Below are 25,199 nucleotides of genomic sequence, written 5' to 3'. Positions count from 1 at the left end.
ATTGATGTTCTTGGGGCCTGTTTCCACCCTTCGTATGGAATCTCTGTTATCTTCTACATTGTTTTTGAGTTGAAAATCTTGTCTATAACCATGCCCGAATTTTGACGGTCATAATCACGGAAAACGGAAGCGATAGCACAAATGATAAAAAACATCTATCTACTGACTTAGTCGTTCGACCTGATGTCCGTTCGCACAGGGAGTGCGAGATTTTATAACATATATACAAGTCATATGTATGAAGCGTAACTGAACCGCTGTCTTTTCACTGCCTACCCTTCTCTTTTCGTGCTATCTTCCTCCTCCGACGTCTGGAACCCACTTTCCAGATTAACTGATGTGATTCGTCCAGAGACCACGAGCCAGTCTCGAACAAAAACGAGTAACGAAGGAATCATCGCGACCGTAGCGAGCGGCACTATCACATCGGATGAGAGCACTGGAATCAGCGCGATCGTAATCACGATCATATGGAGAGCAGCGAGTGGCCGTCGGACGCGGCTCGGGGGGAGTGGCGCGACATATACTCCCCGGTAGCGACGGTACGCTGTGCCACCACGGAAGAGATAACCGGCGGCGCTAATAGCGAGATACCAAATCGGGAGTCGTCCCCAGACGACAGCGACAAGGGAAGCAACGAGGGCGCCGAGCAAGTCGAACGAGAGGTCGAGTTTCGCGCCAAGTGTCGATTGCTGGTTGGTCTGGCGAGCCACCCACCCATCGAGAAAGTCGAGGATAGCACCAGTCCCGTAACAGAGCCCCGGAATCCACCGAACCCCCTCGACTGGTGAGACAATGAGAAACCCACCCACGACAGCGTACAGCATCCCACGAGTAAGTGTTATGACGTTCGCAGCTCCCAGCGATCCGTCGCCCTGGTCGTTCAGCGAAAGGTGACGCTGTAAAAACCAAAACTCATAGACGAGCACGCCACCAGTGAGAAAAAACCACTGCCACCTTACGTCCTCCACGACAGCAGCATCGACAAAGTAACTCCCGGTGAGAGCGACGCTAAAGGCGATGAATATAGCGAGGCTCCACTCGATCCGGAGTCTCGTTGTGAGAGTACGTGTCTCGCCACTCATGGCCTAATTCCTGGGGTGGATAATAGCTGACTACACTCCCACCCGACGTCGAAATGGTTCAGCCTCACTGCGACTCCGTTCGCAGCGACGTCATTGGTCAATACTTGTGAAGATGAGGAAAACGCTCGCTCGATGGTCGATGGGAGAACAATCTGAGCGAGAGTCGCGTTGCAATCGACGACTGCCAAACGTTGGAGGCAGATGGCGGCATCAAGTTCGATCACATCTTGCATTGTGACGGCATCGCAGCCCATTGAGTCGACATGCATAGGGTATCGGAGGACTGACGAACCAAAAAGCTACGTTCCTAGGAAGTCCAGCGTGGTGACTGGCTATACCCAGTAGTTCCACTTACTGACCTAAATATTCATTTCCAAGTATATTCATTGAAATACACATGGTGGTGCCACCCGAGTGGGGGTTCTCCGAATCCCCGTGATTACAACGGTATACTCAGCGCCCTCCGTTTCGTTCCGCGTTGGACTATCTCGAAGAGTTCATAATGAACTCGGGCGCAAATCAGTGAGATGTAATCAACTCATCGGGCGGTTCGACTGCACCTAGTTGGGCGAAGAACGTGAGTCGATCGTCATTGATGTATTTGTCTTTGATCTTCCCATCCTCGATGTGCTCGATTACTATCCCTTTTAACTCGACCTCCCGGTTCGTCGGCTCAATACCTATGAACTCCCCTTCGTGGGTTGCTCGCATCGTTACTCGAGCTGCCACCCGATCATCTTTGGCGATTATTTCCTCGATTTCCGTACCCATGTTCGCGAACGCTGCCCGGAACCGCTCAGCGAATTTCCGGTACTCGTCCGGGCCACGAATCTCAGCGAAGCCCATCGGGTCATAGAAGACGAAATCCTCGGCCACGATTTCGTCTATGATGTCGAGGGAACCGCTGCTGTTCCACACCTCTCCAATATCTTGGCGAATGATTGATTCGGCTGCTGTACTCATGGAATTCCCTCCCCCGTATAACCAGTACACCAGCAACGGTAATTTGTGTTTGCACACGGGGGTGGTGAAGTCGTTCATCACCCCCTACCGGGTGGAACCCGGTTCTCCGGCACACGGTGACCAGCAGCCTTCTACCGCAAAAACACCGCTATAACAAGTTCACTTCCAAGTAATCGGGTCGTAGTTCTCACTTCCGTCCGCCGGAGGTGTTCAACCGCCAGCCGTGATGGTGGTTTCTTCGGTTGTGTTCGTGGCGGTTGAAACCCGATCGGGGTGATGAACCAGTTCACCAACCTGCCGTGTGTAGCTTAGCAGGTGAACGAGTTCACCCCCTCCCAGGTTTTCCGGGAAGGTTGCTCGTCGCACCAAATCGGGTAAGGATCCGCCGAGGGAGTCGAACCCTCGTGATGACCGTCACGGGTTGGATCGGATCGTCAGTCGTCGTCCCAGACGTCGAGGTCGGTGTAGAGTCTTTTGCGTCGGGCGTTTCCGTTATTCTGATCTGAAGGTGGTTCGGAGGCTTTCCACGTCACCCCGTGTTTTTCACCGAACTCCTCGAGAAGCGCAAGGCAGTAGCGCTCACTGAATCCGGTCGCTTACTGAATCCAGACTAAATGGTGAGTTCAGGCAAAAAGCAGTCTGGTTTCTGGAATATTGACTCGCTTCTCGATGATTGATCAATTCTATAACCGACAGTAGAACGGACGACGGCAGCGAGGTCGACTTTCGGAATTCGCCTGATTTTGGATGGGTGACTTCCTGTGGGCAGTAAAAGCGGCAATGAAAACTGGTTAGTCGTCCCCGGAAAGCATATTTCGGTTATATTTCTTCCGTATAGGTTCCAAACAGTAGCAAATCGATTAATCTGCGACGTCCGGAGTCGGCGTTTCCGGTGGTTCGTTGATAGCATACTGCTTCAAGAACACAGCAGCGATGATGGCGAATCCGACGATATCGGTCATCAGACCAGGTGCGATTAGCACTACAGCACCAATGACGAGAGCGGTCCGTTCAAGGTAATTGGTGGGCATATACAGGAACCCTTGCGTTCCAGCAGACAGTGCGAGTACGCCGACGATGGCCGTTATTGCCCCGATGGCGATCTGTGTAGTTGACCCGACAAGTAGGAGTTGTGGGCCATAAACGAACATATACGGCACGAGGAAACCTGCGGCCGCAAGGTTAAGCGCAGTAAACCCGGTCTTCCACGGGTCAGATTCGGCAATCCCGCTGGCGGTAAACACAGCCAACATGATTGGGGGCGTAATCGCCGAAATGATGCCGAAGTAGAAGATAAACAGGTGCGCAGCGATCAGTTCAACACCCATATCAACGAGTGCGGGTGCTCCAAGGGCGGCAAGAACGACGTAGGCGGCCGTCGTCGGAAGTCCCATCCCAAGAATGATTGAAGTGAGCATGGTCAAAAACAGCGCGATGATGAGCGAACCGCCCGAGAGGCTGGTGATGAGCGTGCTGAATTTCAGCCCAAGGCCGGTGAGCGTGACCATACCAACGACGAGACCGGCAGTCGCACAAGCAGCGGCGACGGTGATGGTCATCCGCATTCCGCGCTCTAGGGCTGCAACGCCCATAGCGAGGGCATTACGTCCGAGGTGGCGAATCGTTGCACTGTCACCGTTTGTGAGCGCGCGACCGAACTCTTCGGCCCGGGCACGTGGAATTGCAACCACGATGGTCAGCAGAATGGCGTAGAACGCAGCTTTCATCGCGGAGTTCCCCTGAACGAGCATTATCACGAGGGAGACGAGGGGAATCAAGAAATGAACCCCGGTTCTGAGTAGCTGCCATGGGTTGGGGAGATCTTTCGCATCCATACCTTCGAGTCCCTCCTTTTTCGCACGGAAATGCACTGCTGCGCCAATTGAAAGGAAGTAGAGCAACGCTGGAATCGACGCCGCGGAGATGATGGTCACGTAGGAGATTCCCGTCCACGAAGACATTATGAATGCACCCGCACCCATCACTGGTGGCATGATCTGGCCGCCGCTCGATGCGGCGGATTCGACGGCAGCGGCGTATTTCGATTTGAATCCGGTGCGTTTCATTAGCGGGATGGTGAACGCACCCGTGGTCGCGGTGTTAGCGACGGCGCTACCGTTCAGGCTGGCGAGGAAACCACTCGCTAGAACCGACGTTTTCGCGGGACCACCGGTTGTTCGACCCGTCGCACCGTAAGCGAGGTCGATAAACCAATCGCCGATACCGGTCACTTCGAGGAACGCCCCGAGGATGATGAACACGACGACGAAGGTCGCGCTCACGCCGAGCGGGATGCCGAAGATACCCTCGGTGGTGAGGTAGGAGTGTGAGATGATGCGTTCAATGGTATACCCTCGGTGGATGATCGGTTGGGGCATGCTCCGACCGTAGTAGGCGTACAGGAGGAACGACGAGGCGATTATCGGCAGCGCTCGACCCGTCGCACGGCGCGTGATTTCGAGAACGACGAGGATGGTGATCGCCCCGAAAACGAGGTCACGCGTCAGTGGAGTTCCCGATCGAGACGCGAGCGTTCCGAACTCGATGGCGTATGCGATGTATAGAACACTCGGAATGGAAACGAGCATCAACAGCCAGTCGTACCACGGTACGCCCTCCGTGTCCGTTTTGCGGCCGGGGAACAACAAGAACGCGAGGATGGTGACGAACGCGAGGTGAAGCGGGCGATTGATGAACGCGCCGGGCGTCCCGAAACCGGCGGTGTACACGTGATAGACGCCGGCGATGACCGCCACAGCGACCGCGAGATAGCGGGCGATTCCGGTTAGTTCACGCGTCTTTCCGGTTTTCGATTCGGCCGTTTCGTCTGGATTTGATTCAGTTGCTTCGCTCATGCTTGTGTAGTTGTTTTGTAATATGCATATTCGAGGTACGACATCCGCTCCGCGGAGAATGTGAGGGTGTCCCATCGCTCGGCGTAGTCGGTCAGCGGCGTTCGTTCATCACCGATGACGAGCGACTGGTTCGTATACGTCGCCACACGAAGGGAAAACGAGTCGAAGGCTCGCTCCATGTGAAGAACGGTGAAGTTTCCGACACGCTCTTGATCGCGTTCGGTGTACTCCAATCCGATCGCGAAATACTGAAATTCCTCCCGTATCTGAACTATTTTGCCGTCACGGATGACGTACACCTCGTGAATGGGGGTTTTATCGAATGAATGAATGTAGTGGATGGCGAACTCCTGTCCGGGGTCGATCCGTTCGACGCCGGTCGTCTCGCCAGTTCGGGCATCTTGAATGTGGAGGACGGTCACATCCGTCGTCGAACCGACACCGACAACTACCCCGCAGGCGAGGAGAGCGAGTAGCAGACGGATGCGCATGAATTTAGTTTAAATATCTGCTTCGTCGAAGTATTTCTTCGAACCCGGATGGAGGTCAATTGGGGCGGCGCGGGCCGTGCTCTCGAACTGATTCGCGGCCTGATGGACTTCCGACAGCGTATCAAGATTTTCGAAGACGGCTTCCGTCAGTTTGTACGCGAAGTCGTCATTCATGCTGCCTTGAACGACCATCGTGTTCGTGACGCCGGGAACCTGCACGTCCTCGTCAACGCCCTTGTACGTACCCCCAGGAACGGTGCCCTTCGAGTAGTAGTCGAACTGTGACGTAATCTCGTTCAAATCCTTCTCGGGGAATTTGACGAACTTGATATCACGCTGACTGGCGAGGTTCTGAATCGAGGACGCTGGATAGGCGACCGACCAGAATCCTGCCTCCACCTGTCCGTCCTGAATCGCCGTCGCTGTCTCGCTGAACGAGAGTCGCTGTGCGTCAATATCCTCGTAGGTGATATCGAAATAGTTGAGAAGTTCCTTCGCGATGACTTCGGTTCCGGAACCGGGGGCACCGACGGAGATTTTCTTCCCCTTCATATCTGGAATCGTTTCAATATTGGAGTTGTTCGTCGTGATAACTTGGGTACTGTTTTGATATGCTCCAAAGGCAGCCTTCAGGTCGAGTGCCTCGTCGAAGTCGCCCTCGCCGTTGACCGCGAGCAGGACGGAGTTTCCGAGAGCGAGGGCCATCGTCATCTCGCCGTTCGCGACGAGGCGGCAATTTTCGACGGATGCTCCTGTCGATTCGGCGGTTGCCTCGACGTTATCCAGGTTTTTGTTCATAATATCCGCCATTCCGCCGCCGAGCGGATAGTAGACGCCGCCCGTCCCACCGGTGCCGATAGTCACGAACTGCGTTCCACCCCCATCGCCGCCGCCGGAACCACCCGAATCTCCCGATTCAGCGGGACCACCAGAACAGCCGGCGAGCGTCGCCGCCGCTGCGATACCCGCGCTCGATTTGAGAAATGTACGCCGATTCACACCATGTGTGGGTCTATCACTACTCATACCAAAAAACAACAATCAGTAACAATAAATGCATCGAATTCAATTCTGTCTAATTTATCCACATATTATATTAGTATAGTTGGACATCTATAATATTCATCGGTTTTCCTCCTTCGCATCTTCTCGACGAACCGAATTCCCCGAACAATTGTTTTCAAACGTACTGGTTCGAGTCACTGACGCTTGCCGAACCCATTGACCGCCATCTAGAGCGTGGTTTTCCCGTGATTTCTCCGTCCATCCAGAGATAGAAATCGATCGTCTGCCTGTCGGTTGTAAAATAAGTTAGGTCATTTTTGCGGAGAACGCCTTACCGAAACAGTTTAACCCGGATTTTTCAAAACATCTACTACGACCATGTTAGATTTCGTCTCGCTAGCCACAAATCGACCGACTGAATTGCGGACGAGTCGGATATCCCCCCACATCACCTGCCGCCCGCCCGACGTGACCGAGAACGGAGCGAAGTACTCGTCGGTGTGTCCAATGGTGGACGCGGAGACAACGTCAATCGCGGACGAGACGCGCGACCTTCACGTGATGATTTTCGACCGACTCGCCGAGAACATTACCTAACAGCACATGGTTGGAGAAACAAAACAGCCAGAGACGAATCGTGGACCCCTCGACGGTGTTACCGTCCTCGACGCCTCTCGCGTCCTGGTCGGCCCGTTCTGTACGATGCAGTTGGGTGACCTCGGCGCGGACGTCATCAAAGTAGAACGACCGGATAGGGGTGACCAGACGCGAGGATGGCACCCGCCAACGTACGGCGATTCGGAAGAGAGCGCGTATTACCTCAGCGTGAACCGAAATAAACGCTCGATGACGCTTAATCTTGCGAGCGAAGACGGGCGCGACCTCTTTCGTGACCTCGCAAGCGAGGCTGACATCGTCGTTTCGAACTTCCGCATCGGCAAGATGGAGGAGTGGGGACTAGATTACCAGACACTACGGCAGGAGAACCCCGCACTTGTGTACTGTTCTCTCTCGGGATATGGCGAATGGGGCCCAGACAAAGACCGTCCCGCTTACGACCTCATCATGCAGGCGGAAGGTGGCCTAATGAGCATCACTGGTGAGAAGGATGGTGCGCCCGTGCGCGTGGGTGTCGCAATCGCCGATATCGGTGCAGGGATGTACGCCACGCAGGCCATTCTTGCCGCCCTGCTTGAACGTGAACTCGGGGATGGAACGGGACAGAAAATCGACGTTTCGTTGCTCGACGGGCAGGTCGCATGGATGAGTTACATGGCGTCGAACTACTTCGCAACGGGTTCCGCACCTGGCAGGATGGGAAGCAAACACCCAACGATTGCCCCCTATCAAGCGTTTCCGACTGCTGACGGCTACGTCGTTATCGCGGTTCCCTCCCCGAACCTCTGGCCGAAGTTCTGTACCGCAATCGATCGCGACGACCTCATCAATGACGACCGGTTTCACGACAACGCCTCACGCGTCGAAAACCGCGAGGAACTTGATGCGTTGCTCGAAGCGCAGTTCGCGGAGTACACGACGATGGAAATCCTCGACCTGATGGACGATCACGGCGTCCCAGCGACTGCCGTCAAGGACATGGAAGACGTGTTCAACAATCCTCAGGTCATGGCGCGAGGAATGCACCAATCCGTCTCTCATCCGACAGCGGGTGACGTTGAGATGGCAGGCAGCCCAATGCATCTCTCGAAAACACCTGCGAGTGTCCGTTCCCATCCGCCACTCCTCGGTGAACACACTGAAGAAATCCTCACTGAGTACGGCTACACGGCGGCCGATATCGACCGATTAGAGCACAATGATATTATCTAACTGATTCTCGCCCCGGTTATGTGCGTTCTCGCATTTCCGAAAGCAGTTGGTTACTATCTGAATTGTGGAATGACAATGGTGACGCTCGCGTTTGGTATTGGAGGAGACACGGGACGACAGGATCGACGCTGACCGACTTGCGACGCGACTGCTTGAAAACGATGGAGCTAAACAGTTGCTGATCGGCGTCACGGAGGGGGTAACAGCGGCCCCACCTCCAATCAAATAGTCAAATTGGTTACGAGAACGTCAATTGAGACTGACCGACTAAATGGCAACGAGAGTCGTCATATCGACCGCAAACGGAAGGACAAGTGCTTGAATCATTGCAACGGCTTGGACGTTTTTCGACTGAGTGCAATCGAAGATGATAGCAGTGAGAAGCTACTGACTGTACTGAGCGATGATTGTATCCTCAAAGGGCTCTGGAGAAACGAGGGGTGGATCGAGGGGGTGGATTAGGAGTGATGGCGCCAGATCCGGTGATGTCAAAGCGCCCTCGATACATGCTACCGTTTAGCATGGATTAATAAATACTTTGTGGCAATATGGGAAATAAAACAGAACTTCTTATTCAATAAGGCTGACACTAATCTCCTTTCTTTAGGAAAGAACTCTCCACAGAAATCCTACAGAAGCAAATATCATTGAGCCGATACGCTCTGTTGAGTTGTAAGCAATCAATCGAGGGGGCAAGAATCACGACTCATGAAATCCATAAGCGGAAGTGCACCCACCCCGGGACCCTCGAATCGATCTGTGCATATCCCTTTCTATTGAACACAGCTATGCCGAGGTCACCCATCGAGGTTGGTTCTTCGGTCGTTCACAACACATTACGCAGACGTACCTGCGTACACGGCGATCGCACCCTCATTGGTGACCTCAATACGATAGTCGCCGAAGCGAAATGCAACGGTTCCAACGCCATCCCGATTCTGGCCTCCGACCTCAGGCCCGAAGAAGGAATCCTCGATCGCAGCGACATCCACACATTCGTACAAGACGGGGTCTTTCAACTCGGCTGGAGCGACGCCCTCGGCCGCAGCGATCGTGGTGATAATTGCCGTCGTGAGATCATGACGCCCGTTGCGGTCATACTGGGCTTGCTCGACGAGCTGCCAGTCATCTGCGGTCAGATCTACTTCAGTCATGGTTCACCTCGTAAATCTCAATCCCCCACCCGGGAGCAGACCTATCTCGACACGGAGTGACCCACCACACTCACCCCAACTGTATTGCTCGGGGTTGCGAACCGTTTTCGAGCTTCGATAGCGGGCAATCCGACCGCCGCAGTCCTCGCACACGAGCCACCACTTTGGGTCGGTAAATCGTTCGCAGTGTTGCGAAGTGTCGAGAGTGTCTGTCCATCGGGTGAACGTTGTCCCGTGATCCGCGTCGTCGAACTCGTGGTACTGCCAGGCGTGGATGAGTTTGTGCCGGACGGTCGCACTGAATTGCGTCTGCCTGTGTTGTTCGTAAGCCTTCCAGGTAAGCGCAATCGTGATCGCCTCTGTTGCAGGGTCATACTTCGTGACGCCTGCTTGCCGTTTCGCTCGGTGCGAGACCTCCCAGTCGATCGTGTCGACCGGCAGTTCTGGGAAGTACACAGCAGATTATAGGGAGTATTTTTCCTCGAAATAATGAGACTGGAGTCACCAATGAGGGTTCCTGTGGGTTATCCAATTTTGTTGGCTCCTAAACAACTTAACCAGAAGACTAAGGGGAGTCACTCACGGGGTTTGGGTATGGAACACACGATTCGACTCCAGAATGGGGCTGATCTCGAACTCACAGATATCGGTATTGCAACTGACGATGATCACATTTCCTTCTCGATCGATGGCCGGATCGAGGGCGTCAATGATGACTTGATGGACGCGTTCAGTGGCAAGTCACTCACGTTGACTGCTGTTACATTCCGGGCCGAAGCAAGCAATCCTGGATGACGGACGGTACGCGACTATTCTTCGTCGGTACTCGGCTCGACAGTGACTGTTCGGTCGCTAGTAACGGTTATCTCATATCCGGCATGGACGAAGGTGATCTGGCCAGTCGTTCGGGCAGTCCCGTCAGTTCGATGAGCAAAGAGGGCGTCCAGTGCGTCAGGATCGATTGTCTCATAGAGCGGCTCAAGGTCCGCTGGATCGACACCTTTGTGGTTCGCGATAGTTTCCGCAATAACGGTACTAATCGGTTCGTTGTTCGCATTCTCTCCGCCACTTCCTAGTGCCATGCTTACAATCATTGAATCGAACTCCGATCACCCAGCCTCCTGCTGAGACAGTCACTAGGTCACCCACGTCCAGTTACAAAATCACTCTGAAGTCCACTGACCACTAACCTTGCTGTGAGCGTTGGTTAGTCGGTGATATCCGATGTGCAGGCCATCAGTTCCAGCCCGAACAAAAGTGATGCTCCTGCTACCTTCTAACCGTCTTCATCAGAGTGTACACCACGAAGTAGAGCGTCGTACTCAAGCTGGCTTTCATCCGTCCGTTACCTCGGAGACGTAACTCTCCGTAAACTACTGGAATTCTTCTAATTGGGGTCATATGAGAAGGGCGGCATTCAGGCGTACGTGTTAGCAACCATGTAGCCGAGGAAGAGCCCGGAAAGGTTGCAAGCCCCAACTATCACGCCGATCGACTCAGTGAGCGCAGGGGATGGCAGGTCGACAATCGCAAGGGTGAACCCCACGAGACTTCCGACAATCATCGATCTCAATGCTGATTTGATACTGAATACGGGTTCATACATTGTTATTACGTCCCTTCTTCAGATGCTCGTTCTCCTACCCATTGGTAGAGATCCGCTGCTTCTTCCGCCAGATCGTCGAGGCCCGCCTTCCCGCAGTATTCGGTTGTGAAAAGTAGGCCATCAAGAGCGTCTTCGAGCATCGATAGCGGGCAATTCGACCGCCGCAGTCCTCACAAACAAGCCACTACTTTGGCGCGATGACCCGCTCACAGTGTTGTGATGTGTCGAGGCGGTCTGTCCATAGGTGAATGTTGCTCCGTGACCCGCCTCGCCGAACTCGTGGTGCTGCCATGCGTGAATGAGTTCGTTTCGGACGGTGGAACTGAATTGCTCCCAGCCGTGTTGTTCGGAGGCCGTCCAGGTCAGCGTGATCATAACCTCGTCCGTTGTCGGGTCGTACTTTGTGACCTCTGTAAGTGCCTGGACGCTCTTCGAAATCTCCCTAGCAAACTACTTTGACTGCTAGATCTCGAAAGTATACTGCTGAGATCGCCATTGAAGGGTTATCTACTCGGCTCAATCGGCGTGTTCGAGGACCTTCGCGACGGTCACAATTGCGTCAAATTCGGTTGGTGTCCCCTGAATGGTAATTTCTCCTTCATTGCGATCATATTCAATCGAGTCAATTTCAGCTGTTTTCGGGATATGCACCTGGCGAAGAGAGAGTTCGATCCGATCGTACTGCTCGTCAGGAATTGTTTCATCAGTCGCGTCGTTTTCGTGATTTGCAACATACTCCACAACCTCATCAACCGTTACTGTTCCACTCTGTTGATCGAGATAGTATAGTGCGTATCGTCGCCGCTTCTTACTGAATAAGTCGAAGATAGTGTCTAATGTCGCCATGTTTCCCATCAACGTCTAGCCAATCGTCGACGATAGTGATTGTGGATTCGACCACCAGCCCGGAAAAAATTCTTGCTCCAAATTGTGTTAAGAACATTTTATTAAAACTCGGAGAGTTGTCAATCGGGACTCCGAATATCCCAACTCGTGTGAATTCTCGCGCTTTAGCGTAGGGGGAATGTCAAAGCGAACTCAGGCTAGAACGTCTGGATTGAGCAGAATCTTAGCAGCTGCCGTGATTCCGAAATTCGTTATGATCGCACTTTGAACACTGGGTTGGCTTTGAAATGAACGTTGTACCACAGTCTTCACATTCGAAAATATCACCGGTTGTTCGGACTTGCTTTTCTGTTTGCTGAGGGGCCTCTTCCGGAGTGAAGGCGTCACGTAATCGATGAAGGAGCTCCATAGTCTGGTATGGGGTACAAGCAACTCAGCCATATATGTTTTCATTTTAAAAATTATGAAACGATCGTTAACCTATTCCGCAATAAATATCGATATATAACTCTGCAATTGGAGTTTATTTGATAAATTGACGCCACTGAGAATTATTGAGAAATGGATTAAAACGGAAGCACAGGTTTGTTCGGCAGTTCCTTCCGTCTCGTTTCACGCATGGATAGTCTGGGAAGCCATCGAGGCCATCGCAGTCACGGTCCTCCGGTAGCCCGCTCTCGTCGTCGATAGGTGTCTCAGTATCTTCACTCTCGTCGCCATTCACCGAGACAAAAATGAGTCAATAGCGGTGCTAAATAATTTCTATAACCAATAAGAATCCATGACATAGCCTATCTAAATACACTTATATACTTCACCGTTCTTTTAGAAAGTAGGAAGTTTTTCTTCCGATACCATGACTGCATCCACCATCTCTCCAGACACTCGCAACACCTTCGAAAGCACCATCGGTGGCTACACGGTCGGCACCCGTGCGCACAGCCTCTCAGCTTGGTTCGTCCTCGCGCTTCGGCTTATGATGGGGTGGGCGTTCGCATACTCGGGATTCACGAAAATCGTCGCCGCCGAACCGTTCTCGGCCGGTGGCTACCTAGCGAACGTCGCCGCGACCAACGGCAACCCGATCGCCGGCCTATTCGCCTGGATGGGCTCGACCCCGTGGTTCGTCGAATTCGCGGACGTGGCCGTCCCGTGGGGCGAGCTGTTCATCGGTCTTGGACTGTTCGTCGGCGCGGTCGTCCGTCTTGCGGCGTTCTTTGGCGCGCTCATGATGCTCATGTTCTACTTCGGGAACTGGGACATCGCTCACGGCGTCATCAATGGTGACTTCGCGTACATGCTCGTCTTCCTGGCCGTTGCAGCGTTCGGTGCCGGCCGGATCCTCGGCCTCGACGCCTGGATCGAGAACTACGAGATCAGTGGGCAGTCACTCCTCGAGCGCTACCCCATCCTCGAGTATGTCCTCGGGTAGATTCTGACAGTCAACCCCATACCGCCTTCATGTGAGAATCGGTCTATCACTCGTTCTTGATCCTTCGTTTCCTCCCATCAAATTCGGCCGTCTCGCTCGTTCTAGTGAGTGAATCGGCACGGTACTTGTCATAACATTCTCATCTGCACTACGTTCGCGCCCAGACGAAAAAGCCGGTGGTGTCTAAGGTGTGATACAGTCTTCACTTTTAATGATTACAATTTGAATATACTTGATGAGTGGACACTGATCAGCGATTTACGGAAGCGTTTGTTGACGGGCTATAGAGAAGAGGGGCTGAGAGAGGAGTTACTCTGGAATCTCTCGCCGATCCGTTTTTATGCATTCCTAACACGGGAAGCCACCGAGGCCCTCACAGTCGCAGTCTTCGGGGTCGGTATCGTCTTTGATGTCCTCCAATGCGAATTCCTTGAGTAACCTGTCGTCAGTTGCGTTTTCGACGGCAGTGTCAGTGTCTCACCTTTCGATATCCGTCTATACGGTTTCTCCCCTCTCGTTCGCACCAGAGTCTTCTTGCTGATCGTATTCCTCAATAGCATCCTGAACGACGGCAGGATACTCTATTTCGCCGTCAAGCGGATGGACACCGCCGTAATCAAAGAGACACATGTACTCCCACTCTTCGTGAAAACGAATGTTCTCTGGAACATCCTCGACACGGAACGACCCACTACACTCACTACAGCAGGACTGTTCAGGGTTGTGGACGGTTTTCGAGCGACTCACTCGTCGCGACGCGGGCGGACGTGGCCGCCCGTTCACTCCACAACATATAATTCGGCTCCCACCAATCCTCGGAACGTATGGTACCAATTGACATCAACTGCGACATGGGGGAGAGTTTCGGCAATTGGAACATGGGGAATGACGAAGCGGTGATGCCCTACATCACCTCCGCCAACATCGCTGGCGGATATCATGCGGGTGACCCCCACGTGATGCGCGAAACGGTCGCCCTCGCGGCAGAACACGACGTCGGTGTCGGCATCCACCCTGGCCTGCCAGACAAGATGGGTTTCGGGCGGCGAACGATGGCCGCCTCGCCTGAGGAGGTCAGAGACTACGTGGTCTACCAACTCGGGGCTCTCAGGGCGTTTGCAGACCAGCACGATGTTACGTTCCAGCACGTGAAACCTCATGGGGCGATGTATTCGATGCTCTCTGAGAGCAGTGAGCACTCCCGGGCGGTGATGGAGGGAATCCTTGACGTCGACGACAACCTCATCTACCTCGCGACAGACATGAACATCTACGAGGTCACCGAGGAATACGACGACTTGCGCGCCGTCTTCGAGGGCTATGTTGACCTCGACTATCGCTCCGACCGCAGCCTCATCGTTGAGCAGGAGAAAGTAGCTCCCGACCCCGAACTGGTCGCAGACCGGTTTGTCAGCATCGCGACTGAGGGCGAAGTCGAGGCGGCAACCGGTGAGATGATAGACGTCCCGGCAGACAGCATCTGCATCCACGGGGACAGTCCAAATGCCGTCGAACTGCTCGAGGCCATCCACAACCGTGTCGAAGAACACGACATCGAACTCGTGCCGCTCGACGATATTGCCTGATTCTCACGCCGCATTTTGTTTCGCGGTCGAACGACCCCTCGCGGCAGTTCCTGATTCGAACTTCGATACCGTCTCCGGCGACAGTGAATGCGGCGGCGAAGCCGTCATCCATCGTCCGTGGAGGCACTGCCCGCACGATAGAGGAAGACGGTCGCCATGGCAATGAGCGAGAGCGACACGAAAACGGTCATACCCGCGAGTGCGAACACTTCGGGTGAGAGTTCGACCTGCAGTTTCGCGTACACGTAGGTCGGGACAGTGTTGTCACTGCCCTGAAGATAGACCGTTCGGGAGAACTCGTTGAACGACAACACGAAGCTGAAGATGACCGCGCTAATAATGCCAGGTTTAACGAGAGGAAAGATGACGTACCGAAACGTCTCTAACTCGTTCGCACCCAGATCGGAACTTGCGAGAAGGACGTCCTCGCGAACCGACGACATGCTCGTTAGTAGAACGAGGAACGCGAACGGAAACGCCCAGATGACGTGTCCGATGAGTTCGGCGACGAAGGGATTGTTGAACCCGAGTTGCTTGAACAACACGAGTAGGCTGAACCCCTGGACGACACCTGGGACGAACAGCGGGACGATCATCGCGCCGACGAACAGCGATTTGTACGCCGTCTTTCGGTAGGAGAGGACGGCAAGCAGCGCGAGGAGTGGCGCGATACCCATCGTTGCGACGCCAAGGATGAGCGACCGTTTCATCGCGGCGATCAGCGGTTCGCTCTGGAGCATCATCTCGTACTTCTCGAAGGTGATCCCCTGTGGAACCCGAACGAACGACGCCGTATCCAACGAAATGAACACGAGCATCACCGGCGGTGCAAGGATATACAGCACCCAAAAGGCGATGAAGGCCTTCCAAAGACGTTCTTTCCACGAGGTCGAGAGCCAGTCCGAAGGATCCATCCGTGCTACGCGACTGACCGACCTGGAAACGGGTTGGGTGGACATCAGATCTCACCCACTTTGTCGAGGCCGAACACGTAGTCCCAGACCAGCACCAACCCAATGGCGAACAGCAACACGATGGCACTGATGGCGCTCGCGAGCGGCAGCCGAAGCGAATTTACTGCGTTGTCGATGACGGTCGCGACGAGCGAAATGTTGCCACCGCCGAGGACAACGGGGACAACACTCTCACCGAGGACGCCAACGAACACGAACACCGACCCGATGACTAGCCCGGGTAGCGAGAGCGGGAGAACGATATGTCGGACGGTCGCGAGGGGCGACCCCCCGATATCGGCGCTCGCCTGCAGAATCTCGTCATCAATGCGACTCATGGCGAGCCACGCCGGAAATATCATGAACGGAAGGTAGCTCGCCATCAGGCTGAGGCGAACCGCGAACGTGGAATACAGTAGCCACCCCAGTGGTTCGCTGATGAGTCCGACCATCATCAACACTGTGTTGATTACACCGTCACTGCCGAGGAACGCGATCCACGAGAGCGTGCGAAGAATGTAGCTCGTGAGGAACGGAATCGCGAACAGGAGTAACAATGGGAAGGTGTAAGGTGAGTGACGCTTTCGGATGCCAGCATAGTAGGCGATGGGAAACCCAAACAGAAGCGCCAACGCAACTTGTAGGAGTCCCTCCTTCACCGTTGTCCAGAACACCGACAGTCGGTAGGAATCAACAAAATTCCGGTAGTTGTCGAGGGTGAATCCTAACTCCATTCCGAACGGCTCCTCTATTGCGACACTCCAGATGAAGATTGCTGCCAGCGGCAAGAAGACGAAGAACGTGAACAACGCGAGCCACGGCACCACCTCTAGTCCGAACCGAAGGCGGTCATTGTCGATGAGTGGCCGGAGGGGTGACGGGAGTCGCTCCTGCGGTGCGTAGTCGACGCCCCTACTTTCACTGTGCTCCACCGGCGTCGTTTCGGAGTTGTCGTAAGACATAGTGAATCTGAGGAGGGGTTAGGCCGTTAGCCGGTTCCACTGTTCGTTCAGATGACTAAACGTTTCGGGGTAGCGATTTCCGAATACACTGCGGTCGTCACGGAACCGACTCCGAACCTCTTGGTGGCGCTTCTCGATGAACTCGGCGTCGAAGTCTTCGTCGTTCTTTGCGTGATCGATTCCGAGTTCGCTCGCAGAGAGATAGCCACGGATGGTCGTGATCTGGGCATTGTACCAGCCGTCCATCATCCAATTGATGAGTTTTTCGCTCGCCTGGCGGTTTTCCGCCCCTTTCTTGGTCACCCACGGTCCGATACCCCATAGCGAATAGCCCTCTTTGGGTTCGAGGTACTCGGCCTCCATGTCCTTGTCGCGCAGCGCGAAGACGACCGGTTCCCAGGTGTCCATGGCGTGAACCTCCTCTTTAGCGAGGAGATTGACCGCGGATTGCCAACCGCTCCAGAACGTCCGGAACTGCCCAGCTTTCTTTTGTTCGAGCAAGAAGTTGACAACCGCGTCGATGTCACTTTCGGTCGGATTTGTGACGCTCTCGATGTCGGCCATGTTGTTGAATTTGAGATAGTTGGCGACCTTGTGGAACGCTGTCGCCCAGCCGGCCTCGAGTGCGGTTTTCCCCTTAAACTCGTCGTCGAAGAGGATGCCGTAGGAGTTGACGGAAGAAGCGTCGCCGACGTGTTGTGGGAGAAACGCGACCGAGTCGCCGTTCTGCACACTCGATAAAGAGTATTGTTCTCCGTCGACCGTCGTCGGTTTGCTGTCTTTGATCTCGTCGTAGACGTGCTCCCAGTTCGGGAGGTCGGCGAGATTGGTCTTCTTGATAGCGTCCTGTTCGTGGAGCACCTGCGTGAGCGTGGTGTCATTGCCAGCGAGGTCGAAGTCGGTCGATGCCGTTCCCTGTACCATCTTGGTGACGATCTGGCCGGGACGCCACGGCGCAGCCGTGTATTTCACCTCCATGTCGGTTTGGTTGGTGAAGTCCGCCCACTTTTCGGGATTCGTTGTTCCGACACCCCAGTAGGAAAGTTGGTCGACTTGCTTGTTGCCGCCGTCGGAGTTCGAGTCGTCCTCGTCGTCTCCGCCACCGTCATCGTCACTACCGAGACAACCGGCGAGACCACCTACGGTCGCGGCGCTGGCGACGCCACCGGAGAGCTTCAAGAAGTCTCGACGGGTGCCTGGTGTTTGTTCACATGCATCATTCCTGCTGTGCATGCCCTCTCCTGTGTAGCAGGGGGTTATCAATGTTGCTATAATTACACACCATAGAACGAGAAATATAGCCAGTATTAAATAATACCTTATTATAGCGATGAAACTTAATCACCGTTCCATTTTGAGACATGAGCTAGGATTGAGTTCAACAGATGGTGATTCACTTGACCGAGGGGGTACCATTGCTCTTTATAATGCCTAGTTGAATACAGTCCAACGATGGACGCACGAGATATCGAGATTTTAAAAGCGATCTCGGATTTAGGGGAACCGAGTCCAAAGGTTATCGAAGAAGAGACAGGGATCCCGAAATCGACCGTTCACTATCGAGTAGAGAAGCTACGGGAGCAGGGAGTCATCGAAGACAATCTGTACAACATCGATCTCGGTGCGTTGAGCCTGAACCTCACAGTCATCTCAGAGGTAACGGCTCGGTACGACGAAGGGTATCAGGAAATAGTCGGCGAGAAACTGAGCAACATCGAGGGCGTGAATCAGGTGTATTTCACGATGGGGGATACGGACTTCATCGTCATCGCACACGTGGCAGAGCGCGAGATGGTCGAAGATCTGATTCAAGCCTACGAGCGCATAGAAGAGGTCGAACGAACGAGTTCCCGCTTCGTCATCTCTACAATCAAAAATCAGTTCGCACCGTTACGGGACTTCGAACTCGAGACGCTCATCGAACTCGGCACCGAGAACGGGGAGTGAACAGCCCTCGCGGACGCGTCCTCCGCGTCAGAAGTCCGGACTGCAATTTATTACTCGATAGTCAGTTCCTCGTCGACGTACTTGGTGGTGTGTTCAGCCTCGACGAACGTCTCGTCGGTGAGTACCTGGACGTGGAACGGAATCGTGGTAGGAACACCGCGAATGTCGGCTTCATGGAGCGCGCGTAAGCCGCGACGAATCGCTTCGTCCCGGTTCTCGCCGTGTACGACGAACTTTGCGAACATCGAGTCGTAGAACGGAGCGATGCTGTCACCCTCGTCCACACCGTCGTCGATGCGCGTGCCGATCCCGTGCGGTGGTCGATACGTCTCAAGCTTGCCCGGCATCGGTGCGAACTCCTCGCTCGGCTCTTCGGCGTTGATACGGAATTCGATAGCCGCTCCTCTAGGTTCGACGTCACTCTGTGCAAACGATAGTTCCTCATCCGCAGCGATACGGAGTTGCCACTTCACGAGGTCAATACCGGTAACAACCTCGGTGATCGTGTGTTCCACCTGGATACGGGCGTTCACTTCGAGGAAGTAAAACGACCCGTCTTCATAGAGGAACTCTACCGTCCCTGCATTTATATAGCCTGCTTCGGCAACGCCGCGTCGAGCCGCATCCCATACCTCAGCCCGCGTGTCCTCGTCGAGGACTGGACTCGGCGTCTCCTCGATGAGTTTCTGCTGTCGACGCTGTGTCGAGCAGTCGCGTTCGGTGAGGTGCCTGACGTTGCCGTGATGGTCGGCTAGTACCTGGACTTCGATGTGGCGTGGATTCTCGAGAAATCGCTCGACGTAGACGTTCGAATTGTCGAAGTATGCTTCGCCCTCGCGTTGGGCGTTCTGGAATTGCTCTTCGACCTCGTTGTCACTCCGAACGACTTTGAGTCCACGTCCCCCACCACCGCCGTCAGCCTTGATGGCCACCGGGTAGCCGTGTTCAGCCGCGAACTCGCGTATTTCGTCGGCGCTCTCGACCGGGTCGGTCGTACCGGGCACGATAGGGACGTCTGCTCGGCGCATTATTTTACGAGCTCGGGTCTTCTCGCCGAAGTCGTTCATTACGTCGCTCGGCGGGCCGACCCAAATGAAGTCGTTCGCAGCGACGTTCGCAGCGAACTCCGTGCTCTCTGCGAGGAAGCCATACCCCGGATGGATGGCGTCGACGCCGGCCTCACGGGCGACGTCGATGATGGCTTCCTGGTTCAGGTAGCTCTTGCGTGCGACCGACGCTCCGACGTGGTAGGCTTCGTCCGCGAGGCGGACGTGTTTCGCGTTCTCGTCCGTGTCACTGTAGATGGCGACGGCGTCAACACCGAGTTCTCGACACGCCTGGATGACACGAACGGCGATCTCACCCCGATTGGCAATGAGTACTCTGTCAAACACACTCGTGGTATCGCACCATTTAGGATAATACTCTTGTGGTCTTGATAATGCTGAACGCAGTTCTATTTGAGATATAAAACTGGGATAAAAATCAAATCTATGTCGTATCTGTCACGGACGCGGAACGCGACGCACGTGGGTTCGCGCCGCGTCAGGAGAACAGTTTCGCGGCGGCAGGATCGAACCCAACCGTGACGTCGGTCCTTTCTTCGAGAAGGGATTCACCGGTCGTCTCGTGAGCGCGGAGTTCACGACCGTTCGGGAGTTCGAGTGCGTACTCCGTGTGCGGACCCTTGAAGATGGTGTCCGTGACGACAGCTTCGAATGCGTTCTCGTGGTCATCGCTGAACACGACTTGTTCGTTCGGGACGAGGAACGTGACCCTATCGTCGAGTCCCGAACCATCGTCCACATCGTCAACTGCCACCACATAGTCGAGGCCGTCGCTTCGGACGGTCAGCACCCCGCTCTCTGTGGCGACGACGTCGCCGGTAATGACGTTCGGCATCTGGAGGAAATCGGCGACGAACTCCGACGCGGGATTCTGGTAGATTTCGAACGGTTCGCCTACTTGTTCGACGTTTCCGTCGTTCATGATGGCGATACGGTCGCTCATCGAAAAGGCCTCCTCCTGGCTATGAGTGACGAAAATAAACGTTTTGTCGACTTCCTCCTGGATGCGTTTGAGTTCGACTTGCATCTCCCTGGCGAGTTTTTCGTCGAGTGCGCCGAGCACCTCGTCGAGCAGGAGGACGTCGGGTTCGACAACCAGACTCCGCGCGGTGGCGACGCGTTGGCGTTCACCACCGGAAAGGTCCTGAATCGGACGGTCTTCCTTCCCAACGAGGTTCATCAGTTCGAACATCGCGTCGGCGCGTTCGTGGCGCTCTCTATCGGGGATGCCCCGGAGCATCAGACCGTACTCGACGTTCTCACGTGCGCTCATGTGGGGAAATAGTGCGTACTCCTGGAAGACCAGACTCGTGTTGCGATTGTAGGGTTTAACGTCGTTAACGAGGGCTCCGTCCAGGCGGATTTCACCGGCCGTTGGCGTTTCGATACCCGTAATCATCTGTAACAAGGTGGACTTCCCGCTGCCGGATGGGCCGAGGATCGTGAAAAATTCGCCCTCTCGGACACCGAGATCTACGTCGTCGACGGCGACGATGACGTCGTCGTAGACCTTTCGTAGGCTGCGGATTTCGATGACGTTGGCGGGTGAAGTCTGCGAGTCGTGTAGTTCGGTTTGCGATTCCGTGCTCATTGTTGACACTCCATATACGAATGTACACCCATATAAATCCACCAGTAAATTCCCAACCTAGTTTTAGATTATTGCAATAATCCGAACAAAATCCGAGGAAAGGTTTAGATATCAGAAGCAATCCTATACTGGTAGATGAGTGGGAGCCGAACGAGTTCGACGGAGATTATCGACGGTACTGACGTGCTCCACGGTGCTGCACTGCTGGGCGACCTCGTCGCCGGACTGTACGGACCCGATGGCCGCTACAAACTGGTTCAGACCGCAGATGGTCCGGTCGTCACTGGAGATGTCAACCGACTGTTCGACGAACTGATCGTCGAACATCCAGGTGCCAGACTCGTGGCGGAAGGAGCTGTCCAACAAAAGGAAACGGTCGGTGACGGGTCGCTGTCTGTGGTGCTGCTCACCGCTGATCTCGCTCGACGGGCTATTGGCTTGCTCGATCGCGGCTTCCACCGAGCGACCGTGATAGACGGGGTCAACCGCGCCCGGCTCACCGCGCTCGACGCGCTTCCCGCGTTCGCCACGCCAGTCGACGGGCTCGACGACCCGCGAGGGCGAATCGCTGTGCAGACCGCACTCGGTGGGGCACCACGCACGGAAGCCGCAACGGGCGCGATCGTGGAGGCAGCACGCCTCATCGACCGTGCTCGCCGTACTCACACCGGTGGCCTCCGCATCGACGATATCGAGTTCCGTCGTGGCCCGACTTCCGACGCGGTGAACGTAGAGATCCTCCGCGGCGTCGTCCTCGAACGGGAGCCTGTAACGCCGAACACCCCGTGTGAGGTCGAATCCCCGCGGATCGCGGTCGTCGGCGGTGGTAAGAAGGCCGGATCGGGTATCGAGGAGCGGGAGTTGAAGCGTGCCGGTGGAAGCACGGGGAAGGGACGAACGGATGTCGTCTTGGATGGCAAGACGCCGTCGGACATTGAGGCAGCCCGCCAGCACGAGCACACCGACGTTCGGAGGCAAGTTCAGACGTTGGAGGACGCCGGTGTGAATGCGGTCTTCACGACGATGGGTATCAGCGACGTTGCCATCTCCGCCCTTGACGAGGCTGGCATCATCGCATTTCGGACGCTGACCAGCGAGCATGCACGCCGATTGTCACGGGCGACCGGTGCAGACGTCGTGATGGACCTCGCCGATTTCTCTGCAGAAAACGTAGGCACGGCTGGACAGTTGCAGGTGACTACACACGACGACGATTCGTTCGTCCGCGTCGAGGGGTGTAACCACGGAGGGGTTGGAACGTTGCTGTATGCGGGGGCCGTCGAACAGGGCGCCGCCACGTTCGAACGGGATCTGATGACGGCTATCGTCGTGGCACTCGCCGTCCTCGATGGAGGGCGCGTCGTTCCGGGTGGTGGAGGTGTCGAGACACGACTTGCGACCGCCATCCGTAAGGAATCGCGGAGCGTCGGTGACCGAACAGCACTTGTCATGGAAGCGTATGCCGACGCACTCGAAACGATTCCGCGGGTGCTCGCTCGAAACGGCGGCGCAGACGCCATCGATGTCGTGACATGGTTGCATGCTAGCGGCGAGAACGCAGGCTTCAACACCGACGCGGGAGTTGTGGGCTCAACGCACGCGAGGGGTCCGCTGGGCTTGGAACCGGTCGTCAGAACGACTGTCGACACTGCGACAGACGTGCTTATTCACCTCGTTCGCGTGGACGACGTCATTCCAGCCACGGCTGACGACGACGAGATCACGGATTTCAATCTCCGACCCGACCCCGAGCGGGACGTTGTCTGAGAAACAATCGAAGTGGTTCGATGGACATCATACGACCCGAGTGAATCAGTTTGAATAAGGTCTTAGGATGGTTTACAAAATTGTACCGTCTCCCATATTCAGGGAATGAACCTAGTGAGCCACCGGCATCTATAAATCACTGAGTGCGAAATCGTGAACACACACCATGCCTGAGACTAGCATAGAACGGCAGCAGTTATCCTCGCCTCGGTACGGGTACGGAGGAGACGACTATGTGTTCGTCGAACTCTCCGAAGAGATGAGCTTCGACGCGAATTTCAAAGCCCAGGCCATCACCCAGGAACTCCGGAAGCGTGATCCAGCCGGAATCATCGAAATCGCACCGGCGAACGCCTCCTACATGCTCCAGTTTGACCCGGCCGAACTGCGCCCCGACGAGCTTATCGATGACCTCAAACAGCTCGAAGACGAAATTAACCTCACCGAGTACACGTGGAAAGCACGTGTCATCGACGTGCCCGTCCTCTACGACGACCCGTGGACCCACGAGACCTTGATGCAGTTCCGCGACCGGCATCAGGATCCCGACGCAACGGATCTGGAATACTCCGCACGCATCAACGGCTTCGACACCACCGAGGAGTTCATCGACGCTCACGCCGGGTCTCCTCACATGGTCACGATGGTCGGGTTCGTCCCCGGTCTGCCATGGACGTTCCAGATGGTTCCCCGGGACGAACAGATAGAAGTACCCAAGTATGTCCAACCTCGAACCGCCACCCCAAGTCGAGCGATCGGATATGGCGGCGCGTTCACCGCCATCTATCCCGTGAAAGGGGCGGGAGGGTACCAACTGTTCGGCCGAACGCCCGTCGAAGTGCTCGACGTCGAACAGGAGCTCGCGGACTTCGAAGAATCGATGGTGCTACCGAACCCCGGCGACATCATCAATTTCCGTAAAATTGACCGACGCGAGTATGATGAGATTCGGAACGAGGTCGAAGACGGAACGTACGAGTACGATATCGGCCACATCGACTTCCGGCCGGAGGAGTTCTTCGAACATCCACAACAGTACAACGAAGAGATTCTGGAGGTGCTACACTGATGATTCAGATACTCGAACCGGGGCTCTCGACCACGGTTCAGGACAGCGGCCGGTACGGTAATTATCACATCGGGATGCCGCCGTCCGGCGCGATGGACCAGTACGCACACAAGGTGGCCAACTACCTGGTCGGCAACAACGAGGATGCTGCCACGCTGGAGATGACGTACGCGGGGGCGGATATGGAGTTCACCGAGGATACCGTCGTTGCCATCACTGGCGCAGCAATGTCTCCCAAGTTGGATGGCGACTCTATGCCCCAGTGGACGGCCGTCCAGGTCGAGGCCGGAACCGTGCTCTCGTGTGAGTTCGCCACCGAGGGTGTCCGGTCATATCTCGCGGTAGCCGGCGGCATCAACGTGTCGAAAATAATGGGGAGTCGTTCGACGTACACCCTCATCGGTATCGGCGGGCACGAGGGGCGCGAACTGGAAGAGGGTGATGAACTTCCCATCGGCGACACCGACGACGGAACAACCCTCGTCGGCTCGCAAATCGATGACGAGTACGTTCCCGACTACGCCAACGACAACACGATTCGCGTCGTGATGGGCCTATGTGACTATCGACTGACCGACGAGGGGAAAGATCGATTCCTCGGAACCGAGTGGAAAGTCAGCGACGAAGCGAACCGCGTCGGCTACCGCCTCGAGGGTGAAGACATCGAATCGATGTTCGAGGAGCGCGAACAGCCGTTCGGGGCAGGTCCCGACCCGACGAACGTGGTCGACCTCGGCTATCCCGTCGGCTCGATCCAGATGGCCGGCCAACCCATCGTTCTGATGCGCGACGCTGTCACGGGCGGCGGTTACGCGACCGTGGGGACGGTCATCAGCATCGACCGTGGGAAGTTGGCACAAGCACGAACCCACCGAACCATCACCTTCGAAGCGGTCGACGTCGATGAGGCAGTTGAGGCTCGCGCGGAGAACGACGAACATCTCGAAGCGATTCGGGCGTCACTCTCCGAGTGAGTCGGCTACTCCAATC

24 protein-coding genes are annotated in these 25,199 nt (G+C 55.3%); 9 read left to right on the top strand and 15 right to left on the bottom strand.

Annotation, left to right across the window (positions count from 1 at the left end):
- Positions 1-272: 272 nt before the first annotated feature.
- The 5 genes from BW974_RS14575 to BW974_RS14550 form a co-directional block, all read right to left on the bottom strand.
- Positions 273-1,085: a CDP-alcohol phosphatidyltransferase family protein gene (locus BW974_RS14575; protein ID WP_076431008.1), complete on the bottom strand. Its 813-nt coding sequence runs from the start codon at positions 1,083-1,085 to the stop codon at positions 273-275.
- Between the two features lie 519 nt (positions 1,086-1,604).
- Positions 1,605-2,048, bottom strand: a complete 444-nt coding sequence (locus BW974_RS14565; protein ID WP_076431006.1) for an ester cyclase — start codon at positions 2,046-2,048, stop codon at positions 1,605-1,607.
- A gap of 860 nt (positions 2,049-2,908) precedes the next feature.
- Entirely contained in the window at positions 2,909-4,903 is a 1,995-nt protein-coding gene (locus BW974_RS14560; protein ID WP_076431005.1) for a TRAP transporter permease, read from the bottom strand.
- A complete protein-coding gene (locus BW974_RS14555; protein WP_076431004.1) occupies positions 4,900-5,394 on the bottom strand; it encodes a DUF1850 domain-containing protein in 495 nt (164 codons plus the stop codon). Before BW974_RS14555 ends, BW974_RS14560 begins: the two co-directional genes overlap by 4 nt.
- A 9-nt stretch (positions 5,395-5,403) precedes the next feature.
- Entirely contained in the window at positions 5,404-6,420 is a 1,017-nt protein-coding gene (locus tag BW974_RS14550) for a TAXI family TRAP transporter solute-binding subunit (protein WP_245800104.1), read from the bottom strand.
- Between the two features lie 357 nt (positions 6,421-6,777).
- Here BW974_RS14550 and BW974_RS14545 point away from each other — a divergent pair, with 357 nt between their 5' ends.
- On the top strand, positions 6,778-6,996 hold the full coding sequence (locus BW974_RS14545) for a hypothetical protein (protein ID WP_076431002.1): 219 nt from the start codon (positions 6,778-6,780) through the stop codon (positions 6,994-6,996).
- A 6-nt stretch (positions 6,997-7,002) separates the two neighbouring features.
- The gene (locus BW974_RS14540; protein ID WP_076431001.1) at positions 7,003-8,229 is read left to right on the top strand and encodes a CaiB/BaiF CoA transferase family protein; all 1,227 of its coding nucleotides are present in this window, start codon (positions 7,003-7,005) and stop codon (positions 8,227-8,229) included.
- Between the two features lie 836 nt (positions 8,230-9,065).
- Here BW974_RS14540 and BW974_RS14535 read toward each other — a convergent pair.
- Complete coding sequence (locus tag BW974_RS14535) at positions 9,066-9,383, bottom strand: HalOD1 output domain-containing protein (RefSeq protein WP_076431000.1); 318 nt, start codon at positions 9,381-9,383, stop codon at positions 9,066-9,068.
- Between the two features lie 3 nt (positions 9,384-9,386).
- Complete coding sequence (locus tag BW974_RS14530; protein ID WP_084186302.1) at positions 9,387-9,839, bottom strand: SprT-like domain-containing protein; 453 nt, start codon at positions 9,837-9,839, stop codon at positions 9,387-9,389.
- Between the two features lie 138 nt (positions 9,840-9,977).
- Here BW974_RS14530 and BW974_RS14525 point away from each other — a divergent pair, with 138 nt between their 5' ends.
- Entirely contained in the window at positions 9,978-10,178 is a 201-nt protein-coding gene (locus BW974_RS14525) for a hypothetical protein (protein WP_076430999.1), read from the top strand.
- 14 nt (positions 10,179-10,192) lie between these two features.
- On the opposite strand, the gene BW974_RS14520 is transcribed toward BW974_RS14525, so the two are convergent.
- Together BW974_RS14520 and BW974_RS14510 are read right to left on the bottom strand one after the other, a co-directional pair.
- Positions 10,193-10,465 carry a DdfA family disk-determining factor gene (locus BW974_RS14520; RefSeq protein WP_084186301.1) on the bottom strand — a complete coding sequence of 91 codons (273 nt, stop codon included), beginning with the start codon at positions 10,463-10,465 and terminating at the stop codon, positions 10,193-10,195.
- Positions 10,466-11,505: 1,040 nt separating this feature from the next.
- Positions 11,506-11,835 (bottom strand): DUF7344 domain-containing protein, encoded by a 330-nt coding sequence (locus BW974_RS14510; protein WP_076431304.1) that lies wholly within the window; start codon positions 11,833-11,835, stop codon positions 11,506-11,508.
- An 856-nt stretch (positions 11,836-12,691) separates the two neighbouring features.
- Here BW974_RS14510 and BW974_RS14500 point away from each other — a divergent pair.
- A complete protein-coding gene (locus BW974_RS14500) occupies positions 12,692-13,267 on the top strand; it encodes a DoxX family protein (RefSeq protein WP_076430996.1) in 576 nt (191 codons plus the stop codon).
- A gap of 495 nt (positions 13,268-13,762) precedes the next feature.
- Here BW974_RS14500 and BW974_RS24710 read toward each other — a convergent pair whose 3' ends face one another.
- Positions 13,763-14,014 (bottom strand): hypothetical protein, encoded by a 252-nt coding sequence (locus tag BW974_RS24710; RefSeq protein ID WP_139328883.1) that lies wholly within the window; start codon positions 14,012-14,014, stop codon positions 13,763-13,765.
- A 77-nt stretch (positions 14,015-14,091) separates the two neighbouring features.
- On the opposite strand from BW974_RS24710, the gene BW974_RS14490 reads away from it, so the two are divergent.
- Positions 14,092-14,853 (top strand): LamB/YcsF family protein, encoded by a 762-nt coding sequence (locus BW974_RS14490; protein ID WP_076430994.1) that lies wholly within the window; start codon positions 14,092-14,094, stop codon positions 14,851-14,853.
- Positions 14,854-14,957: 104 nt separating this feature from the next.
- Here BW974_RS14490 and BW974_RS14485 read toward each other — a convergent pair whose 3' ends face one another.
- Genes BW974_RS14485 through BW974_RS14475 form a run of 3 tightly spaced genes read right to left on the bottom strand, consistent with a single transcriptional unit; the run spans position 14,958 to position 18,001 of the window.
- A complete protein-coding gene (locus tag BW974_RS14485; RefSeq protein ID WP_076430993.1) occupies positions 14,958-15,767 on the bottom strand; it encodes an ABC transporter permease in 810 nt (269 codons plus the stop codon).
- 44 nt (positions 15,768-15,811) lie between these two features.
- The gene (locus BW974_RS14480) at positions 15,812-16,768 is read right to left on the bottom strand and encodes an ABC transporter permease (protein WP_076430992.1); all 957 of its coding nucleotides are present in this window, start codon (positions 16,766-16,768) and stop codon (positions 15,812-15,814) included.
- Between the two features lie 18 nt (positions 16,769-16,786).
- A complete protein-coding gene (locus BW974_RS14475; protein WP_076430991.1) occupies positions 16,787-18,001 on the bottom strand; it encodes an ABC transporter substrate-binding protein in 1,215 nt (404 codons plus the stop codon).
- 219 nt (positions 18,002-18,220) lie between these two features.
- On the opposite strand from BW974_RS14475, the gene BW974_RS14470 reads away from it, so the two are divergent.
- Positions 18,221-18,715 carry an Lrp/AsnC family transcriptional regulator gene (locus tag BW974_RS14470; protein ID WP_076430990.1) on the top strand — a complete coding sequence of 165 codons (495 nt, stop codon included), beginning with the start codon at positions 18,221-18,223 and terminating at the stop codon, positions 18,713-18,715.
- 50 nt (positions 18,716-18,765) lie between these two features.
- Here the strand turns inward: BW974_RS14470 and BW974_RS14465 are convergent, their stop codons facing one another.
- Positions 18,766-20,109 carry an acetyl-CoA carboxylase biotin carboxylase subunit gene (locus tag BW974_RS14465; protein ID WP_076430989.1) on the bottom strand — a complete coding sequence of 448 codons (1,344 nt, stop codon included), beginning with the start codon at positions 20,107-20,109 and terminating at the stop codon, positions 18,766-18,768.
- A gap of 151 nt (positions 20,110-20,260) precedes the next feature.
- Positions 20,261-21,373: an ABC transporter ATP-binding protein gene (locus BW974_RS14460; RefSeq protein ID WP_076430988.1), complete on the bottom strand. Its 1,113-nt coding sequence runs from the start codon at positions 21,371-21,373 to the stop codon at positions 20,261-20,263.
- Between the two features lie 135 nt (positions 21,374-21,508).
- Here BW974_RS14460 and BW974_RS14455 point away from each other — a divergent pair, with 135 nt between their 5' ends.
- The 3 genes from BW974_RS14455 to BW974_RS14445 all read left to right on the top strand — a co-directional run bounded on the left by BW974_RS14455 (position 21,509) and on the right by BW974_RS14445 (position 25,183).
- Entirely contained in the window at positions 21,509-23,140 is a 1,632-nt protein-coding gene (locus BW974_RS14455) for a TCP-1/cpn60 chaperonin family protein (RefSeq protein WP_076430987.1), read from the top strand.
- A gap of 166 nt (positions 23,141-23,306) precedes the next feature.
- On the top strand, positions 23,307-24,209 hold the full coding sequence (locus BW974_RS14450) for a 5-oxoprolinase subunit B family protein (protein WP_076430986.1): 903 nt from the start codon (positions 23,307-23,309) through the stop codon (positions 24,207-24,209).
- Complete coding sequence (locus BW974_RS14445; RefSeq protein ID WP_076430985.1) at positions 24,209-25,183, top strand: 5-oxoprolinase subunit C family protein; 975 nt, start codon at positions 24,209-24,211, stop codon at positions 25,181-25,183. Before BW974_RS14450 ends, BW974_RS14445 begins: the two co-directional genes overlap by 1 nt.
- Positions 25,184-25,199: the final 16 nt, after the last annotated feature.

The sequence above is a fragment of the Haladaptatus litoreus genome (genome assembly GCF_900156425.1).
In the GTDB taxonomy this organism is placed as follows: Archaea; Halobacteriota; Halobacteria; order Halobacteriales; family Haladaptataceae; genus Haladaptatus; species Haladaptatus litoreus.
Note: the sequence above shows the minus strand (reverse complement) of the source record. Positions and strands in the feature narration are given on the sequence as shown.

Excerpts from the sequence above, each read along its gene's own strand:
- BW974_RS14485 (WP_076430993.1), bottom strand. The coding sequence starts at position 15,767 with ATGGATCCTTCGGACTGGCTCTCGACCTCGTGGAAAGAACGTCTTTGG.
- BW974_RS14480 (WP_076430992.1), bottom strand. The coding sequence starts at position 16,768 with ATGTCTTACGACAACTCCGAAACGACGCCGGTGGAGCACAGTGAAAGT.
- BW974_RS14475 (WP_076430991.1), bottom strand. The coding sequence starts at position 18,001 with ATGCACAGCAGGAATGATGCATGTGAACAAACACCAGGCACCCGTCGA.
- BW974_RS14560 (WP_076431005.1), bottom strand. The coding sequence starts at position 4,903 with ATGAGCGAAGCAACTGAATCAAATCCAGACGAAACGGCCGAATCGAAA.
- BW974_RS14460 (WP_076430988.1), bottom strand. The coding sequence starts at position 21,373 with ATGAGCACGGAATCGCAAACCGAACTACACGACTCGCAGACTTCACCC.
- BW974_RS14520 (WP_084186301.1), bottom strand. The coding sequence starts at position 10,465 with ATGGCACTAGGAAGTGGCGGAGAGAATGCGAACAACGAACCGATTAGT.
- BW974_RS14510 (WP_076431304.1), bottom strand. The coding sequence starts at position 11,835 with ATGGCGACATTAGACACTATCTTCGACTTATTCAGTAAGAAGCGGCGA.
- BW974_RS14555 (WP_076431004.1), bottom strand. The coding sequence starts at position 5,394 with ATGCGCATCCGTCTGCTACTCGCTCTCCTCGCCTGCGGGGTAGTTGTC.
- BW974_RS14565 (WP_076431006.1), bottom strand. The coding sequence starts at position 2,048 with ATGAGTACAGCAGCCGAATCAATCATTCGCCAAGATATTGGAGAGGTG.
- BW974_RS14490 (WP_076430994.1), top strand. The coding sequence starts at position 14,092 with ATGGTACCAATTGACATCAACTGCGACATGGGGGAGAGTTTCGGCAAT.
- BW974_RS14575 (WP_076431008.1), bottom strand. The coding sequence starts at position 1,085 with ATGAGTGGCGAGACACGTACTCTCACAACGAGACTCCGGATCGAGTGG.
- BW974_RS14545 (WP_076431002.1), top strand. The coding sequence starts at position 6,778 with ATGTTAGATTTCGTCTCGCTAGCCACAAATCGACCGACTGAATTGCGG.
- BW974_RS14525 (WP_076430999.1), top strand. The coding sequence starts at position 9,978 with ATGGAACACACGATTCGACTCCAGAATGGGGCTGATCTCGAACTCACA.
- BW974_RS14540 (WP_076431001.1), top strand. The coding sequence starts at position 7,003 with ATGGTTGGAGAAACAAAACAGCCAGAGACGAATCGTGGACCCCTCGAC.
- BW974_RS14455 (WP_076430987.1), top strand. The coding sequence starts at position 21,509 with ATGAGTGGGAGCCGAACGAGTTCGACGGAGATTATCGACGGTACTGAC.
- BW974_RS14535 (WP_076431000.1), bottom strand. The coding sequence starts at position 9,383 with ATGACTGAAGTAGATCTGACCGCAGATGACTGGCAGCTCGTCGAGCAA.
- BW974_RS14450 (WP_076430986.1), top strand. The coding sequence starts at position 23,307 with ATGCCTGAGACTAGCATAGAACGGCAGCAGTTATCCTCGCCTCGGTAC.
- BW974_RS14445 (WP_076430985.1), top strand. The coding sequence starts at position 24,209 with ATGATTCAGATACTCGAACCGGGGCTCTCGACCACGGTTCAGGACAGC.
- BW974_RS14470 (WP_076430990.1), top strand. The coding sequence starts at position 18,221 with ATGGACGCACGAGATATCGAGATTTTAAAAGCGATCTCGGATTTAGGG.
- BW974_RS14500 (WP_076430996.1), top strand. The coding sequence starts at position 12,692 with ATGACTGCATCCACCATCTCTCCAGACACTCGCAACACCTTCGAAAGC.
- BW974_RS14550 (WP_245800104.1), bottom strand. The coding sequence starts at position 6,420 with ATGAGTAGTGATAGACCCACACATGGTGTGAATCGGCGTACATTTCTC.